Origin of the sequence: Microbacterium sp., from assembly GCF_048259935.1 — a bacterium.
Lineage (GTDB): Bacteria > Actinomycetota > Actinomycetes > Actinomycetales > Microbacteriaceae > Microbacterium.
Map to the genome: position 1 here is coordinate 177,437 of NZ_JBLXHF010000004.1, position 17,493 is coordinate 194,929.

Sequence of the window (17,493 nt, forward strand, 5' to 3'; positions counted from 1 at the left end):
TAGTCACAAGTTTACTCGCTCGAGACTACATGGGGACAGAGGACATCAATCCGCGAAGGCGCCGTAGACCTCGATAGTGTTCGCGGCGATCTGCGCCGTGAGCTCATCGACGCCCAGATCGAGCTCGGCGGCCATGAACCGCAGCGTATGCGGAATCAGGTACGGCGCGTTCGGCCGACCGCGCAGCGGCACGGGGGTGAGGAACGGAGCATCCGTTTCGACGAGGATGCGGTCGCGCGGGGTGACGTGCAGCGCATCGCGCAGGTTCTGCGCGTTCTTGAACGTGACGTTGCCGGCGAAGGACAGGTAATAGCCGGCGTCCGCGCAGACCCTGGCCATGGCGTCGTCGCCGGAAAAGCAGTGGAACACGGTCTTCTCGGGCGCGCCGACACGGGCGAGAGTCTCGAGCACAGCCTCGTGAGCATCCCGGTCGTGAATCTGCATCGCGACGCCGTGCTTCTTGGCCAGGACGATGTGCGCTTCGAACGCCTCGAACTGCGCCGCGTGACCCTCGGGTCCGGTGCGGAAGAAGTCCAGTCCTGTTTCTCCGATCGCCCGCGTGCGCGGGTGGGCGGCGAGCTCATCGATCACGCTGATCGCGTGGTCGAGCTGGCCCGCCTCGGCATAGACGGGTGCGTCATTAGGGTGAATCGCGACAGCGGCGAGCACACGAGAATCGGCGGAGGCGGCATCCACCGCCCAGCGGGACGACTCGATATCACCCGACGCTTGCACGACGCCCAGGATGCCGACCGCTTCGGCGCGGTCGAGCTGCTCCTTCAGTGAAAGCGGCTCGTCGCCGTCGAGGATCTCCAGATGCGCGTGGTTGTCGTACACGGGCACGGTCAGCGGCTCGGGAGCCGCGGGATAGCGGAGGTCCTTGCGGCCCTCCGCCTTCCGCTCCCGGACGTACTGGCTGGGGTTTTCGGTCAAGCCTGGCTCTCCACACGGGGGAACAGCGGTGCAAGCGCCTGAACTGCGGTGCCCGCAGCGAGCCCACCCCAGTTGCCGGCTTCACGGATCGGCTGCTCCTGCAGTGCGCCCAGAGCCTCGGCTGCGCCGAGCGCCGACCACAGCTTCTCAGTCGACTGCGGCATGACCGGCGACAGCAGCACGGCAAGCGCACGCAGACCCTCGGCGCACGTGTACAGCACTGTGCCGAGGCGAGCACGCTTGTCCTCGTCGCGTGCAAGCGCCCACGGCTCGTTCTCGGTGATGTAGCCGTTCAGCGCGTCCACGATCGTCCAGATCGACGAGATCGCCTCGTCGATGCGGAACTGCTCCATCCAGGCGTCGGCCGCGGTCGCGGCATCCGCCACGATCTTCTGGATCGCGAGGTCCTGGTCGGTGTACTCCGCCGGTGCAGGAACCACACCGTCGAAGTACTTCTCGATCATCGCGATCGTGCGAGATGCGAGGTTGCCGAAGCCATTGGCGAGCTCCGCCTGGTAACGGGCCGCGAGGTCTTCCCAGCTGAAGGAGCCGTCCTGGCCGAAAGCGATCGCCGAGAGGAAGTAGAAGCGGTAGGCGTCAGAGCCGAACACGTCGGTGATCTCGGTCGGAGCGATACCGGTGAGCTTCGACTTGGACATCTTCTCGCCGCCGACGAGCAGCCAGCCATGCGCGAAGACGCCCTTGGGGACGTCGAGGCCGGCAGCCATCAGCAGTGCGGGCCAGATGACGGCGTGGAAGCGCAGGATGTCCTTGCCCACCACATGGTACGCGGGCCAGCGGCGCTCGAACGTCTCCTCGTCGGAGCCGTACCCGACTGCGGTGACATAGTTCAGCAGTGCGTCCACCCACACGTAGATGACGTGCGACTCGTCCCACGGCAGCGGAATGCCCCAGTCGAACGTCGAGCGCGAGATCGAGAGATCCTTCAGCCCCTGCGAGACGAACGAGACGACCTCGTTGCGCGCGGAGTGCGGGCGCACGAAGTCGGGCTCGGTCTTGTAGAGCTCGAGCAGGCGGTCCTGGAACTCGCTGAGCTTGAAGAAGTAGTTCTTCTCCTGCAGCAGCTCGAGCGGCTTGGAGTGGATCGCGCAGACCTTCAGGCCCTCGAAGGGTCCGGTGCCGTCCACGATCTCCGACTCCGGCTTGAACTCCTCACAGCCCACACAGTAGAGCGCCTCGTATTCGCCGGCGTAGATGTAGCCCGAGTCGTACAGGCGCTGGAAGAACACCTGCACGTTCTTCTCGTGCCGCTCCTGCGTGGTGCGGATGAAGTCGTCGTTTGCGACGTCGAGCGTCTCGAGCAGCGGGAACCAGCTCTCCGTGACGAGCTTGTCGACCCATTCCTGCGGCGTGACGTTGTTCGCGGCCGCGGCGCGTAGCATCTTCTGCCCGTGCTCGTCGGTGCCGGTCAGCATCCAGGTGTCATCGCCGCCCTGGCGGTGCCAACGCGCGAGCGTGTCGACCGCCACCGATGTGTACCCGTGTCCGATGTGCGGAACATCAGAGGGGTAGTAGATGGGCGTGGTGATGTAAAAAGATTCGCCAGCGGGCATGCGGTCAATTCTAGGCCGGGATGCTGCGACTATCCGCTCGCGTGTCGACGACGGCTCCGGCACCGCTCAGCGGGAGCGCGCGGCGAGTGCCTGCTGGTAGAGATCGCGGGAGCTCAGACCCGTCGCAGCGGCGACTTCGGCGCAGGCTTCCTTCAGCCGCATCCCACCCTCGACGAGCGATTGCACCTGTGCTCCGGCATCCTCCGCGGATGCCGCGACGGGGGCTGCGCCCTCGACGACCACGACGATCTCGCCCTTGACACCGGCGTCGGCCCACTCCACGAGTTCGGATGCTGTGCCCCGGCGCACCTCTTCATAGAACTTGGTGAGCTCGCGGCAGACGGCGATGCGGCGGGTGTCTCCGAAGGCGGTGCCCATGTCGGCGAGCGACGAGGCCAGACGCGAGGGAGATTCGAAGAAGATCATGGTGCGAGGCTCGGATGCCAGCTTTCCGAGGGTTGTGCGCCGCTCCCCCGGTTTGCGCGGCAGGAATCCCTCGAAGGTGAATCGATCGGTCGGCATCCCCGAGATGGCGAGTGCCATGATGACCGCACTCGGTCCGGGGATCGCGGTCACGGTGACGCCCGCTTCTACGGCAGCGGCGACCAGTCCGTATCCGGGGTCACTGACCGCCGGCGTCCCCGCGTCGCTGACGACGACGATGTCTTGCTCCGCTGCGAGCGCGGCAAGCTCGGCGGCCTTGTGCTTCTCGTTGTGATCGTGCAGAGCGATCAGGCGCGGACGGTTCTCAATTGCGAGCGCCCGTAGCAGCCGCTGAGTAGTGCGGGTGTCTTCGGCCGCCACGATCTCCGCGTTCTCGAGCACCTCGATCAGACGCTTGGATGCGTCGCCGAGGTTGCCGATCGGGGTCGCCGCGAGGATGATCACCCGTTCAGCTTAGGCGCGCGCCGTAGGCTTATGCCGTGTCCGCACCTGCACCCCTGCTCCCTGCTCCTGCGGAGCGCCTGACCGCGTGGGGCACCTTGCGCGACCGCCTTCTGCTCGATCCGGAGTGGCGTCGCGTCATCTCCTGGCTCGCACCGCTGGTGATCACCGCGCTCGCGGCCGTGCTGCGTCTGGCGAACCTCGCCCACCCGCACACCCTCGCGTTCGACGAGACGTACTACGTCAAAGACGCCTGGTCGCTGTGGCTGCTCGGTTACGAGGGCACCTGGGGCGACGGCGCGAACCAAGCATTCTTGACAGGTGACACGAGCACGCTCGGCACGTCGGGCAGCTTCGTTGTGCATCCGCCGCTCGGCAAGTGGATCATCGCACTCGGGATGGGGCTCTTCGGCGCCGGCAACAGTGCGGCGTGGCGATTGATGATCGCTCTCATCGGCACGGCGACCGTGCTGCTGGTGTACTTCGTCGCGAAGGAGCTGACCCGCTCGATCGTCGCGGCGAGTGTGGCGGGCCTGCTGATCGCGATCGACGGCCTGAGCATCGTCATGAGCCGGATAGGGCTGCTCGACGGCATCCTGACGTTCTTCGTCCTGCTCGGGTTCTTCTTCATCCTGATCGATCGGAGGCGTTCCATTCCACTCGTGGAATATGCCGCCCCCGACGACCGCGAGCTGCTGTGGGGACCGATCATCTGGCGTCGTCCGTGGGTGGTGGCGGCTGGCGTCGCGCTGGGCGCTGCGACAGCCGTGAAGTGGTCGGGCCTGTATGCGCTGGCAGGTTTCGGCATCTATCTCGTCGTCACCGACGCACTCGCTCGACGTCGTGCGGGTGTGGCGTATTGGCCGATGGATGCTGTTGCCCGCCAGGGCGTCGTCTCGTTCGTGCTGCTGGTGCCGGTGGCCGTCGTGACCTACCTGGTGACGTGGACGGGGTGGCTCGTCACCGCCGGCGGCTATGACCGACAGTCGGATGCGACCCCGTTCGTGGCGCTGTGGAAGTACCACGAAGCGATCTATGCCTTCCACGTGGGTCTCGATTCGGGACACCCTTATGCGAGCCCGGCGTGGGAGTGGCCGCTGCTCATCCGGCCCACCGCGGTATGGGTGGGCGGTGACGGTGCCTGTGGCACCGACCACTGCATGTCGGTGATCTCGACTGTGCCGAATCCGCTGATCTGGTACGCCGGGGTCGCGAGCGCGATCTACCTGCTGTACCGGTTCGTGCTCGGTCTCATCGAGCGCCGCCCGATGCCGTGGACCTACGGACTGCCGCTCGTCGGAATCGGTGTCACCTACGTGCCGTGGCTGCTGTACCCCGAGCGCACGATCTTCCAGTTCTACACGGTTGTGATGGTGCCGTTCCTCGTGCTCGCGCTCGTTCTCGCGCTGCGCGATATCGCGGGTCGACGTGAGGATCCGCTGTACCGGCGGCAGGCCGGCGAGCGCACCGTGACCGTCTTCCTCGTCGTCGTGGTGCTCGTCTCGGCGTTCTACTACCCGGTCTGGACCGGCATGAGCGTGCCGTATGAGTTCTGGCTCATCCACAATTGGATGCCCACCTGGGTCTGAGCGCCTGCGAACGTGCGATGCGAGATGGTTTGTGCTGGTTATCAGCGCCGACAACCGACCCGAAGTATCTACGCTGCGTCTGTTCAGCGAAGCATCCGCTCTGCGCAACGCGCTGACCGCACACGGCGTTCGCACCTGACCACCATCACCCCGGAACGGAACGCCTTCGGTGGGGACTTCGCGTGCGATGCCACTGCTGGTGAGGGTCCCACCACGCGGGGCCGCGCACTTCGGGAATGCCTCGGTTCATCCGGATCACCCATTCGGTCAGATGCAGGGTGCGATGGTGGAACCAGCACAACAACACGCCGTTGTCGGTATGTGTGGGTCCGCCATCAGCGTGCTCGTCGACGTGATGCACCTCGCACCAGGTCGCACTGATCGTGAAGCCGGGCACAATGCATCCGCCATCGCGCAGGGCGATTGCTCGACGCTGCAGTGCGTTGAAGAGGCGCGCTGTCGTGCCGATTGACACGATGCGGCCGTTGTCGTCGAACAGCACCCGCTGGATGCCGCCGGCACACGCCGTCTGCACGGCGACGCGCTGCGGAACCAGGTCGCCGGTGCTCGCCACCTGGGCCCAGCCGGCTCCCCGCGCATAATCCTCGGCGGTGGTCGCGACGACGAGCGTCGGCGCCGCGCCGCCGAGGTGTGGAAACAGGTCGGTGCGTGCCGCGGTGTTCAGAATCGACGCAAGCGCATCGTGCTGCTTCTGGGTTCTGGTGCGTGGGTCTTCGGCGGCGAGGCCTGCCGCGGCGGAGTCATCTGTGGCGGCGTCTTCGGATGGTTCGAATCGCACCCCCGTGCGGTCGAGGTTCTCCGCGCCGTCGACGCGCGGGTTGAGGAGGCTGTCTAGCAGTAGCCCGAGCTGACCGGCAACCTCGGGCAACAGCCCGCCGCGTACGTGCGTCAGGCCGTCGTTGCCGACTCGTCCGATCGTGAAGGAGCGACCGCGCATCGCGATGTCGTCGATCGGCTCTGCTCCGTCGGGGTCGATGTAGGCCACCAGCACCCGGGATAGCACGCGGAGATCCTCTGGATACGGCAGCGGACGCGGTGCGTCTGCCTCGGCGGCATCAGGATCGACGCCGCGGGCGAAGTGGGCGAGCTGCCTGTCTGCCGCGATGCGGGCCTCGTCGCTTATGCGTCGGGCCGATCGCTCGATCGGATCAGTGGCCGCAATCAGCCCGGCAAGGCCAAGATCCCCCGCGAGCACGGCCTCGCGCAGCGCCTGGTAGCGCGCCGGCAGGAAAGACCCCTCGGTGAAGCTGCGCTCACGCCGGACGCGCCCCGCTGCCTTCACGAGTTGCGTCGCCTGACGCGAGTCGGCTCCGGTGAGCATCCGCACAAGATCAGCCGGTCGAGAGCAGCCATAGGCCACCGTCATCTTGTCGTCGCGCATCGCCCCGGACCGCTCGCTCACTTGCGCGGTCGCCTCGATCTGGACGCCCTCAAGCCGCCGCTGAATGCGCCCGGTTACCGCCAGCACCTCGGCGATCTCAGCCGTCGACAGCGCGGGGATCGCCTCTTCGGCGAAGGCATCGCACACCGCTGAATCGAGGTTCTCCTCGATCTCTCTCAGCTGAGCGACAACGCTGTTCATATCCTCTATCCAACAGGGAGCCACCGACATTCAACTCTCGATTTAGTGGCGATCAGCGCATAATTCAGAAGAATTTTCGCGCGATGTCCGTGGCCATAACGATGATGTACGCATGAACACGCAACGACCCCACATCGACGAGATCCTGACGGCCTTCCTCAACGCGCAGATCAAAGAGAAGACGGGGCTGCGCCGACGACGAATCGTCACAGCAGAAGAGCACCTGCGCCACTGCATGGAAGCCGAGGGGCATCGCATCCTCACCAATGGCGACCTCGCGCTGCTCAAGCTCGAACGAGAGATCGCACCGGACAACGCCTTCGCGCGAACGATGTTCGCTGACGACCTGCTGTACGCGCTAGGCATCTACGTCTCCGACTCATGGCTGCTGCCCGACCGGATCGATCGCGGCGTCCAGCTGCGATTCGCCGATGACCTCACGACGCAGTTGATTGACTGGCGACTGATCGACGAGTACAGCTTGAGCTGCGCGGTGCTCGATGTGCGCGGGTCGATTCACCAGGCGAAACGCGCACAGCGTTCACGCACAACGGCACCGTAGTCAGCGCAGCGGCTTCAGCGCTCCCGCGTCAGCTCCTGGGCATCCGCCACAGGCAGTCGGCAGACGAAGGCGCGGCAGTCGTAGGCGAGCTCCGCGGTGGCCGACTTTCCGGCGAACAGCTCGAAGCCGGCATCCTCGAATTCCTGGGCCTGAGCGGGCGTCACCACGGCGCTGACGTCTGCGTCGGCCCTGCGGCCCGCCACCGCCAGCGCGCCGTCGCGGTCGTCCGTGACGATCACGACCTGTCGCGGAGGCTCTGCGAGCCCGGCCGCGATCCCGAGTAGCGAACCGTGCCCGAACGGATGCTGCAGAGCGGATGCCGCATACCGCCGCACCTGCTCCTCGGCGGCGGTGCGGTACCGGTCTCCCCCGCCAAAGCGCCATACGGAGAGCGCGGCGATAGCTATGGCGGATGCTCCCGACGGAAGATCTCCGTCCGTGCTGTCGGGCGCAGACGCCACGCCCTGTGCCGCCAGCACCGGGTCAGGCTGCGCGCCACCCGACAGGGCCTGGTCCAGAATCTCCCGTCCCCGCACCGCCCATGATGCATCGCCCGTGGCTGCGGCGAGCGCCAGCAATCCTTCAGCGAACAGCCCGAGATCAGCCAGCGTCGCAACCGCCGATGAAGCGACTCCGTCGAGCGAAGAGCGCACCAGCGCCCCCTCGAGTGACCGGTTCACGCGAAGCACGAACTGCGCCGCATCCTCCGCCGCAGATACCCACGCTGACTCTCCCCAGAACGCACCAGCCCGCGCGAGCGCGGTGATCGCCAGACCGTTCCACGCGGTGATCACCTTGCCGTCGACCGCTGGCGCCTCAAGATCTGCGCGCTCTGCCCGCGACCGCAGATAATAGCCGCCCTCACTCCGCTGTCCGTCGATCACCGATTCCGAGTCCTGTGCCGCGCCGAAGCCGCCGCCATCTCGGCGCAGCACATTCAGCAGAAAGGCCACGATCCCCCTTGCGGTCCGCTCATCCCCCGCGCTGAGAGCGACCTCGAGCAGCTGTGCGTTGTCGGTCAGCATCCGCTCGTAGTGCGGCACTGTCCAGTCACGCTGGGTGGCGTACCGGAAGAACCCGCCATCCTCATCACGCAGGGCGGATGCCGCCATGGCTGTGAGCGCACGGTCGGCTGCGGCCGCAGCATCCGGTGTCTCACGGCGCACCAGCGGCCGCTGCAGATACCCGAGGGTCGTCGCCACCGGGAACTTCGGTGCCCCGCCGAAGCCGCCGAACATCCTGTCCTCTCGCGCGGCGATCGAATCCGCAGCGGCAGTCAATGCTGCAACCGGCGGCAGCTCCGAAGGCGTGACGACAGCGGACGCCGCAAGCGCTTCGGCGACGGCATCCGCCGACTCGACGGCCTGCTCGCGTCGCAGCGTCCATGCCTCCTGCACCGCGGCGAGTACGTCACCGAAGGCCGGCATCTGCCCCTGTGCCTGCGGCGGCCAGTAGGTCCCCGCGTAGAACGTGCGCCCCTGCGGCGTCGCGAACACGGTCAGCGGCCAGCCCAGGTTCTGCGTGAACGCGGAAGCCGCGGCCATGTACGCACCGTCGACATCCGGATGCTCCTCGCGGTCGACCTTGATTGCGACGAAGTTCGCGTTGATGAGGGCTGCGGTCTCGGGAGACGAGAACGACTCCCTTGCCATGACATGGCACCAGTGACACGTCGAATAGCCGATCGAGATGAGCAGCGGCACCCCGCGTCGCTGGGCCTCGGCGAAAGCATCCGCACCCCACGGCCACCAGTCGACGGGGTTATCGGCGTGCGCCCGTAAGTACGGGCTGAGCGTGTCAGCGAGGCGATTGGTCATGACCTCACGCTACGCCGAGACTGCAAAACCACGCCGAGACCGCAGCGATTCGCTGCGGTCTCGGCGTGGTTTTGCAGGGTTGAGGTCTCAGACCAGGAGTTCTACCGATCGCGATGCGGCATACCCGACCAGGGGCAGCGCGCGGTCTGCGGCGAGCGCGACGCGCGCCGCCAGAACCTCGGAGTTGATCACGTATCCATCGAAGTCCGTGTTGCTCGCGTAGACGCCGACCGGCAGAGTGAGCGCCTGGAAGAACGCGAACAGAGGTCGCAGCTGGTGCTCGATGATCAGCGCGTGCCGTTCTCCTCCGCCGGTAGCGGCCAGTAGCACGGGCTTGCCGACGAGCGCGTACTGGCCGACGAAGTCGAACAGGTGCTTGAACAATCCCGTGAACGATGCGCGGTAAACCGGGCTGCCGACGATCAGCAGGTCGGCATCTTCGATGGCGACCAGCTGCTCCTCGATGAACGGCTGCAGATCTTCTCTGCGCAGCGCCCCCGCGAGCGACGGCCCGATGGTGGTGAGTTCGATGAGCTGAACGCTGGCCTCTGCACGTGCGGAGACAGCGTCTGCGATCGCGCGGACCAGGGCTGTCGTCTTGCTGGGCTCGTGGAGCGAGCCAGAGACGGCGACGATGCGGAAGGGAGCGGACATGATGACGACGCTAGCGGCGATGACGCCCCGTGGCACGAGGAGTGACACGGGGCGTCATCGAACGCAATGCGATGTCTTGGATATTCGAGGACTCAGTTGACGTCTTCGGGGTGCGATCCGACGCGACCGGATCCATCCAGCGGGTCGATGGCGTCGATCGCAGCGAGCTCTGCGCCGGTGAGCGTGAAGTCGAAGACATCGAGGTTCTGACGCAGACGCTCGGCGTGCACCGACTTCGGGAAGACGATCGTGCCCTTCTGCAGGTGCCAACCCAGCACGACCTGCGCGGGCGTCTTGCCGTGCGCAGCTGCCGCGTCGGCGACAGCCGGCGTACCGAACAGGTCGTACTTGCCCTGGCCGAGCGGACCCCAGGATTCGATCTGGATGCCGTGGTCAGCAGACCACGCGACGACCTCGCGCTGCTGGTACGCGGGGTGCAGTTCGATCTGGTTCACCGCGGGGGTGACGCCGGTCTCGGCGACCACGCGCTCGAGGTGCGGTACGAGGAAGTTCGAGACGCCGATGCTGCGGGTGTGCCCCTGCTCGCGCAGTTCGATGAGCTTCGCGAACGCGTGGACGTAGTTGTCCTTGGCGGGCGTCGGCCAGTGCACGAGGTACAGGTCGACCTGCTCGAGGCCGAGCTTGTCGAGGCTCTCGGCGATCGCCTTGTTCGGCTCGTCGCCGTCGTGACGATCGTTCCAGAGCTTGGTGGTGATGAAGAGCTCAGAGCGGTCGATGCCGCTCTTCGCGATCGCCGCGCCCACGCCCTCTTCGTTGCCGTAGATCGCGGCAGTGTCGATGTGACGATAACCCGCCTCCAGCGCCTCGCTGACGGCCTTCTCCGTCGTCTCCGGATCCACCTTGAAGACGCCGTAGCCGAGCTGAGGAATCGAATGGCCGTCATTGAGTGTGATCGTAGGAATCGTCATGCGACCAGCTTACGATGGAGGGCTATGTCTTCCGCCGATCCCGTCATCACCTACCCCCCGGAGCTGCCCGTCAGCGCAGCGCGGGAGGAGATCGCCGATGCCATCCGTGACAACCAGGTCGTCGTCATCGCCGGTGCCACCGGATCGGGCAAGACCACGCAGCTGCCCAAGATCTGCCTCGAGCTCGGCCGCACGAGCATCGCGCACACCCAGCCCCGGCGCCTCGCCGCACGGACGATCGCCGAGCGCGTCGCGGAAGAGCTGCAGGTCGAGCTCGGCGGGCTCGTCGGCTACAAGGTGCGCTTCACCGATCAGGTGTCGGCAGAGACCCGGATTGCGCTGATGACCGACGGCATCCTGCTCAACGAGATCCACCGCGACCGGCTCCTGCGCCGCTACGACACGATCATCATCGACGAGGCGCACGAACGCTCCCTCAACGTCGACTTCCTGCTCGGCTACCTCACCCGCATCTTGCCAGAGCGCCCGGACCTCAAGGTCATCATCACCTCGGCGACGATCGATCCGGTGAGCTTCGCGAAGCACTTCGCCGGCTCTTCGACAGGCTCAGGGACCGACCCGGCACCCGCCCCCGTCATCGAGGTGTCGGGGAGGACGTATCCGGTCGAAATCCGGTACCGAGGGCCGTCCGAAGAGGAAGAGGCGGATGCGGAAGACGAGGTCTCCGCGATCGTCGCAGCCCTTCGCGAGCTCGATCGAGAGGCGCCCGGCGACGTGCTCGTGTTCCTCCCGGGCGAGACGGAGATCCGGGATGCCGCGGATGCTGTCCGTGCGGCCTACACGTCCACGAAGGCACCGGTGGAGGTGCTGCCGCTGTACGGACGGCTCTCTGCCGCCGAGCAGCACCGTGTCTTCGAGAAGAGCAAGGTCGCCGGCGTCCGCCGCCGCGTCGTCCTCGCCACGAACGTGGCCGAGACCAGCCTCACCGTCCCCGGCATCAAGTACGTCATCGATACCGGCACCGCCCGCATCTCGCGCTACAGCAACCGCTCGAAGGTGCAGCGGCTGCCGATCGAGGCGGTCTCGCAGGCCTCCGCGAATCAGCGCTCCGGACGCGCAGGCCGCACCAGCGATGGCATTGCGATCCGCCTGTACTCGGAAGAGGACTTCGAGAAGAGAGCGGAGTTCACCGAACCCGAGATCCTGCGCACCTCTCTCGCTTCGGTCGTCTTGCAGATGCTGTCGCTCGGATTCGGCGACATCACCGCCTTCCCCTTCCTCACCCCGCCCGATTCGCGCGGAGTGAAAGCCGCCTTCGATCTGCTCACCGAGCTCGGGGCTGTCGATGGCACCCGCCTCACCAAGATCGGCCGTGACATCTCGCGCATGCCGATCGACCCTCGCTTTGCCCGGATGCTGCTGGAATCGCAGCGGGCAGGTGTCGTCGACGAAGTGCTCGCGATCGTCTCGGGAATGACGATTCAGGATGTTCGCGAGCGCCCTTCCCAGGATGCTCCGCAGGCTGTGCGGGATGCCGCAGACCGCATGCACGCGCGCTTCACCGACCCGACCAGCGACTTCCTCGCGATCCTGAACCTCTGGAATCACCTGCGCGAGCAGCAGCGTGAGCTCGGTTCCAGCGCGTTCCGGCGGCTGTGCCGGTCGGAGCATCTGAACTACGTCCGGGTGCGCGAGTGGTTCGACGTGCATCGCCAGTTGAAGTCTCTTGCGAAGACGGGCTCGCAGAAGCGGTCGGGCGCCGCCGACCCTGACGCGATCCACCGCTCGCTCCTGGCGGGCCTGCTCTCGCAGATCGGCATCCTCGACGAGCGCAATTCCAAGACGCCTGCGAAGGGCCAGTCCAAGAGCCAGAAGGATCCGAAGCGCCGGATCGCCGAATATCGCGGTGCCCGCGGCATCCGCTTCTCGATCTTTCCCGGGTCGGGCCTTCGCAAGCAGAGCCCCCGCGCGGTGATGGCGGCCGAAGTCGTCGAGACGTCGCGCACGTTCGCTCGCACTGTCGCGGCGATCGACCCCGCGTGGGCAGAGGCTCTCGCCGGTGACCTCGCCAAACGCCAGGTCACCGAGCCGCACTGGTCGAAGGATGCCGGCGCCGCCGTCGCCTACGAGAAGGTGACGCTCTTCGGCGTCGAGATCATCGCCCGCCGGCGCATCCAGTTCGCGCGCATCGACCGCGCGGCCGCACGAGAGCTGTTCGTGCGCCACGCGCTCGTGGAGGGCGAGTGGGACCCTGGCCGGATCGACAAGCGCGTCAGCGCGTTCTGGCGCAGCAACGGCGAACTGCGCAAGCGGCTCGAGAAGCTCGAGGAGCGGGAGCGGCGACGCGACATTCTCGCCGGTGACGAAGAGATCTTCCGCTTCTACGACGAGCGCATCCCTGCGGATGTCTTCGACGTACGCTCGTTCGAGAAGTGGTGGCGTGAAGCGCTCGAGAAGACGCCGAAACTGCTCGTCATGCGCGAGAGCGACATGCTTGATGACCGGTCCTTGAGCTTGTCGAAGGGTCGCGCTGATCAGAACGAGTTCCCCACCCGCTGGGCGCAGGGCGATCAGGTGCTCGGTCTCGCCTATCGGTTCGAACCGGGGGCGCCCGATGACGGTGTGAGCGTCGTGGTTCCGCTCGCGCTGCTCGCTCAGATCGAGGATCGCGGCTTCGACTGGCAGGTGCCAGGGCTGCGCGCAGACCTGGTCACGGCGCTCCTGCGCGCACTGCCCAAGACCATCCGGCGACATGTCGTTCCCGCCGCAGACTGGGCCGAGAAGTTCGGCGAGGAGCTCGCCGCCCAGGGTCCGGAAGGCCACGAGGGACGACCGGAGCGATCGCTGAAGGAGGCTCTCGCCCGGCTCATCCAGCCGCTCGCGAACCAGCCGGTCTCCGCTGCCGACTTCGACGATGAGCGCGTGCCAGGACACCTGCAGATGAACTTCCGCGCAGTCGATGAGCGCGGTCGCGTGGCGGGCTCCGCGCGCGCCCTGGGCGAACTGCAGCGCTCGCTCTCCGACCGCGCGCGGGCAAGTGTCGCCCGTTCCATCTCACGGCCCACCAAGACCGGGCCTGCAGCCCACGTGAGCGCGGTGGCCGCGGCATCCGTTCGCACGTCGATCGAACAGGACGGGCTCACGGACTGGACCTTCGATGATCTTCCCGCCGTCCTCGACACGAAGGTCGCCGGCGGAGTCGTGCGCGGATACCCCGCGATCATCGACCGCGGAAAGAGCGTTTCGGTGCGGCTCGAGGCGACAGCGGATGCCGCGGAGCGCGCCACCCGCGACGGCATCCTGCGAATGGTGCTGCTGAACGTCCCCTCCCCCGCGTCCTACGTGCAGGAGCACCTCACCTCGCCGGAGAAGCTGGCGCTCGCCGCGTCACCGTATCCCTCGGTGGCAGCTCTTATCGAAGATGCCCGTCGCGCTGTCGTGACCGCGGCGCTGCCGGCTCACGCTGTCCGCACCAAGGCCGAATACGAGCAGGTCCGAAACGCGGTGAGCTCGACGCTCGTCGACGAGCTCTTTCAGACCGTCTCTCTGATCGCGCGCATCCTGACGAAGTCTCGTGAGGTCGAACGCGGTATCAAGTCACAGAATTCTCTCGCCCTGCTCGGCCCGCTCAACGATGTGCGATCCCAACTCAGCGCTCTTCTGCATCCGGGTTTCATCGCTGCAGCGGGCACGGCGCGCCTTGCGCACTTTTCCCGGTATCTGGACGGGATGCTCGATCGCCTGAAGACCCTCGCGAACGAGCCGGGCAAGGACCGAACCCGGATGACGGAGTACGAGCGCGCCGCGCAATCGTTCGCGGATGCCGGCGGCACGACGCCGCTCTCCGCGGACGCAACACCGGAGCTGGTTGAGACGCGCTGGCTGCTGGAGGAGTTCCGCGTCAGCATCTTCGCGCAGCGCCTCGGCACCGCGCAGCCGGTATCGCCGCAACGAATCGCGAAGGCGCTCAAGGGCGGCTGAGCCTTCGACCCCTGAGCCTTCGACCCCTGAGCCTTCGACCCCTGAGCCTGTCGAAGGGTAGCCTGGCGGCATGGCTCGTGCGATCGTCTACACCGAATTCGGCTCACCTGATGTCCTTCACCTGATCGACATCCCCACCCCCGTCGCAGCTCCCGGGGGGGTCGTCGTCCGCATCGAGGCCGCCGGCGTCAACCCGCTCGATGCGAAGCGGCGCAGCGGCAAGCGACCGTCCGCACCGATCGTCGAGCCGCGCCGAGTCGGCTTCGACGGCGCCGGAGTCATCGAATCACTCGGAAAAGGCGTGACGGAGTTCGCGGTCGGCGATCGCGTCGCCATCGGCAACGCCCTCGGCACGTACGCCACGCACCTCGCGGTGGCGACGGAGAACCTCGACAAGCTGACCGACGCCGTCACCGCGGCAGAGGCTGCGGGCCTGTCGATCCCGATCGGGACGGCATACCAGTGCGTCCGCTCGCTCGACGTGGGTGAGAACGACCTCTTCCTCGTGCACGCCGGGTCTGGCGCTGTCGGACAGGCAGCGATCCAGTTCGCGGTCGCCCACGGCGCGAAGGTCATCGCCACCGGCAGCCCCGCGCGCCACGAGCAGCTCCGTGAGATCGGGGCGATCCCGGTCGCCTACGGCGACGGACTCGCTGATCGCGTCCGCGAGGCGGCCGGCGCCGAGGTCACCGTCGCCCTGGATTGCGCTGGCACCGATGAGGCCATCGAGACCTCGATCGAACTGGTCGCTGACCGCGGTCGCATCGCAACGATCGTGCGCGGTCCGGATGCTGCGGATTACGGCATCCGCGCCTTCAGCGGCGGCTCCCCCGAGCCGCTCACCGAGCAGGAGCTCGCCTGGCGCGCAGAAGCCGTCACAGTGGCGATCGATCTCATCTCCCGCGGCGACTTCCAGATCGAGCTGGGGGCCGAGCTCCCGTTGAGCGAAGCCGCCGAAGCTCATCGGCTGATCGAGGCGCACCAGGCGCACGGCAAGATCACGCTGGTGCCGTAAGCGACTTCGTCCCTGCTCTACGCTGAGAGCATGACCGGTCTTCGTTGGGGCATTCTCGCCACAGGTGGCATCGCCCACGCATTCACTTCCGATCTGCGCACTGCGGGTCTCGATGTCGTCGCGGTGGGCTCGCGCTCTCAGCAGTCCGCTGATGCGTTCGCGGCTGAGTTCGGCATCCCCCACGCGCACGACTCGTACGAGGCGCTGGTCACCGACCCCGACGTCGACATCATCTACGTCTCCACGCCGCACCCCATGCACAAGGACGGCGCCAAGCTCGCGCTCGAAAACGGCAAGCACGTGCTCGTCGAGAAGCCGTTCACGGTCAACCGAGCCGAGGCCGCGGAGCTGCAGCGGATCGCTGCTGAGCGCGGATTGCTGGCGATGGAGGCCATGTGGTCGCGGTACCTGCCGCACATGGTGCGCATCCGCGAGATCATCGCGAGCGGGGCGCTCGGCGAGATCCGCGCGGTGACGGCCGACCACACACAGAAGATCACCGACGACCCTGAGCACCGGTTGAACAACCTCGCCCTCGGCGGCGGCGCACTGCTCGACTTGGGCATCTACCCCGTCTCGTTCATCTGGGACATCCTGGGCACGCCAGAGACCATCCAGGCCACCGGGCGTCTGGCCGACACAGGCGCCGATGCCGAGGTCGCAACGATCATGACGCACGCCGGCGGCGCTGTCTCGACGAGTCTGTCGTCATCGCGAGCAGTCGGGCCGAATACCGCGGCGATCATCGGCACCGAGGGTCGCATCGAGATCGATCACGTCTGGTACACCCCCACGACGTTCCGCGCCATCGGCCCAGACGGCGAAGTCCGCGAGACGTACGAATCACAGGTCGATGGCCGCGGCATGCAGTTCCAGGCCATCGCCGCCGAGCGTCTCGTGAGCACCGGGCACCTCGAGGGCGACATCCTGCCGCTGTCAGAGACCGTGGCGATCATGGGAACACTCGATGAGATCCGGGCGCAGATCGGCGTCCATTACCCGAACGAGGAGCCCATCAATGGCTGAGAGTGCGGATGCCCGCGTCGCGGTGTACCTGGACTTCGACAACATCGTCATCTCCTGGTACGACCGCGTGCATGGCCGAAACGCTTACGGAAAGGACCGCCAGCGCATCGCCGAGAACCCCACTGACCCCGAGGTCGCAGAGCGACTGAAGGACGCCATGATCGAGGTTGGGGCGATCATCGATTACGCCGCGTCCTTCGGAACGCTGGTGCTCACTCGCGCCTATGCGGACTGGTCCTCGCCTGTGAACGCCGTGTATCGCTCGCAGCTGGTGGCGCGTGCGGTCGATCTCGTACAGCTCTTCCCTGCGGCGGCTTACGCGAAGAACGGTGCGGACATCCGTCTCGCCGTGGATGCTGTGGAAGACATGTTCCGCCTGCCAGACCTCACCCACGTGGTGATCGTCGCCGGCGACAGCGACTACGTGCCACTCGCTCAGCGCTGCAAGCGCCTCGGACGCTACGTCGTCGGTGTCGGCGTCGCGGGATCGACGGCGAAATCCTTGGCAGCGGCATGTGACGAGTTCGGCTCGTACGACTCGCTGCCGGGAGTATCGCGTCCGGCGCCGAAGAAGACGGCACCCGCACCTGCTGCCGAGCCCGAGGCCGAAGTCGAGGCCGAAGTGGAGGCCGAAGCCCCGGCGAAGGCGAAGTCGACCAGCCGCACGCGTGCGAAGAAGACGCCGAAGCCGGCAGAGGTCGAGCCTGAGTCGCCGCAGCTCACTGAGCAGGACGAAGCCACCGCTCTGCTCGAACGTGCACTCCGTCTGGGGCGCGACAAGGCCGATGGCGACGAGTGGCTGCACAGCTCAGCGGTGAAGACGCACATGCGACGGATGGACCCGTCGTTCAGCGAGAAGGCACTCAGCTACCGATCGTTCTCTGACTTCCTCAAGTCTCGTGACCAGATCGCCGAGCTCGAAGAGACCGGCCACGAGCGGCTCGTGCGCCTGCGCGATCGCTGA

The 17,493-nt window shown here is 66.6% G+C and carries 13 protein-coding genes; 6 read left to right on the forward strand and 7 right to left on the reverse strand.

The features are described 5' to 3' along the window. Positions 1–45: 45 nt before the first annotated feature. The 3 genes from ACN0RC_RS08740 to rsmI all read right to left on the reverse strand — a co-directional run bounded on the left by ACN0RC_RS08740 (position 46) and on the right by rsmI (position 3,395). A complete protein-coding gene (locus ACN0RC_RS08740; RefSeq protein WP_417510817.1) occupies positions 46–933 on the reverse strand; it encodes a TatD family hydrolase in 888 nt (295 codons plus the stop codon). Next, positions 930–2,507: a methionine--tRNA ligase gene (metG, locus tag ACN0RC_RS08745; RefSeq protein WP_417510819.1), complete on the reverse strand. Its 1,578-nt coding sequence runs from the start codon at positions 2,505–2,507 to the stop codon at positions 930–932. The genes ACN0RC_RS08740 and metG overlap by 4 nt, the downstream gene beginning before the upstream one ends. Before the next feature lie 66 nt (positions 2,508–2,573). Next, positions 2,574–3,395: a 16S rRNA (cytidine(1402)-2'-O)-methyltransferase gene (gene rsmI, locus ACN0RC_RS08750; RefSeq protein ID WP_417510821.1), complete on the reverse strand. Its 822-nt coding sequence runs from the start codon at positions 3,393–3,395 to the stop codon at positions 2,574–2,576. Positions 3,396–3,430: 35 nt separating this feature from the next. Between rsmI and ACN0RC_RS08755 the strand changes: the two genes are divergently transcribed. Beyond that, positions 3,431–4,981, forward strand: a complete 1,551-nt coding sequence (locus ACN0RC_RS08755; RefSeq protein ID WP_417510823.1) for a dolichyl-phosphate-mannose--protein mannosyltransferase — start codon at positions 3,431–3,433, stop codon at positions 4,979–4,981. Positions 4,982–5,126: 145 nt separating this feature from the next. Here the strand turns inward: ACN0RC_RS08755 and ACN0RC_RS08760 are convergent, their stop codons facing one another. Further along, a complete protein-coding gene (locus ACN0RC_RS08760) occupies positions 5,127–6,584 on the reverse strand; it encodes a DUF222 domain-containing protein (protein ID WP_417510825.1) in 1,458 nt (485 codons plus the stop codon). 112 nt (positions 6,585–6,696) lie between these two features. Between ACN0RC_RS08760 and ACN0RC_RS08765 the strand changes: the two genes are divergently transcribed. After that, the gene (locus ACN0RC_RS08765) at positions 6,697–7,146 is read left to right on the forward strand and encodes a hypothetical protein (protein WP_417510827.1); all 450 of its coding nucleotides are present in this window, start codon (positions 6,697–6,699) and stop codon (positions 7,144–7,146) included. 14 nt (positions 7,147–7,160) lie between these two features. Here ACN0RC_RS08765 and ACN0RC_RS08770 read toward each other — a convergent pair whose 3' ends face one another. From ACN0RC_RS08770 to ACN0RC_RS08780, 3 genes are all read right to left on the reverse strand, one after another. Further along, the gene (locus tag ACN0RC_RS08770) at positions 7,161–8,963 is read right to left on the reverse strand and encodes a thioredoxin domain-containing protein (RefSeq protein WP_417510829.1); all 1,803 of its coding nucleotides are present in this window, start codon (positions 8,961–8,963) and stop codon (positions 7,161–7,163) included. A gap of 87 nt (positions 8,964–9,050) precedes the next feature. Beyond that, the gene (gene msuE, locus ACN0RC_RS08775; RefSeq protein WP_417510831.1) at positions 9,051–9,617 is read right to left on the reverse strand and encodes an FMN reductase; all 567 of its coding nucleotides are present in this window, start codon (positions 9,615–9,617) and stop codon (positions 9,051–9,053) included. A 92-nt stretch (positions 9,618–9,709) separates the two neighbouring features. Then, a complete protein-coding gene (locus ACN0RC_RS08780; RefSeq protein ID WP_417510833.1) occupies positions 9,710–10,546 on the reverse strand; it encodes an aldo/keto reductase in 837 nt (278 codons plus the stop codon). Between the two features lie 24 nt (positions 10,547–10,570). On the opposite strand from ACN0RC_RS08780, the gene hrpA reads away from it, so the two are divergent. From hrpA to ACN0RC_RS08800, 4 genes are all read left to right on the forward strand, one after another. Next, a complete protein-coding gene (gene hrpA, locus ACN0RC_RS08785; RefSeq protein WP_417510835.1) occupies positions 10,571–14,488 on the forward strand; it encodes an ATP-dependent RNA helicase HrpA in 3,918 nt (1,305 codons plus the stop codon). A gap of 70 nt (positions 14,489–14,558) precedes the next feature. After that, the gene (locus ACN0RC_RS08790; RefSeq protein ID WP_417510837.1) at positions 14,559–15,503 is read left to right on the forward strand and encodes a quinone oxidoreductase family protein; all 945 of its coding nucleotides are present in this window, start codon (positions 14,559–14,561) and stop codon (positions 15,501–15,503) included. A 30-nt stretch (positions 15,504–15,533) separates the two neighbouring features. Further along, positions 15,534–16,529 carry a Gfo/Idh/MocA family protein gene (locus ACN0RC_RS08795; RefSeq protein ID WP_417510839.1) on the forward strand — a complete coding sequence of 332 codons (996 nt, stop codon included), beginning with the start codon at positions 15,534–15,536 and terminating at the stop codon, positions 16,527–16,529. Next, positions 16,522–17,493, forward strand: coding sequence for an NYN domain-containing protein (locus ACN0RC_RS08800; RefSeq protein WP_417510841.1), 972 nt, complete (start codon positions 16,522–16,524; stop codon positions 17,491–17,493). The genes ACN0RC_RS08795 and ACN0RC_RS08800 overlap by 8 nt, the downstream gene beginning before the upstream one ends.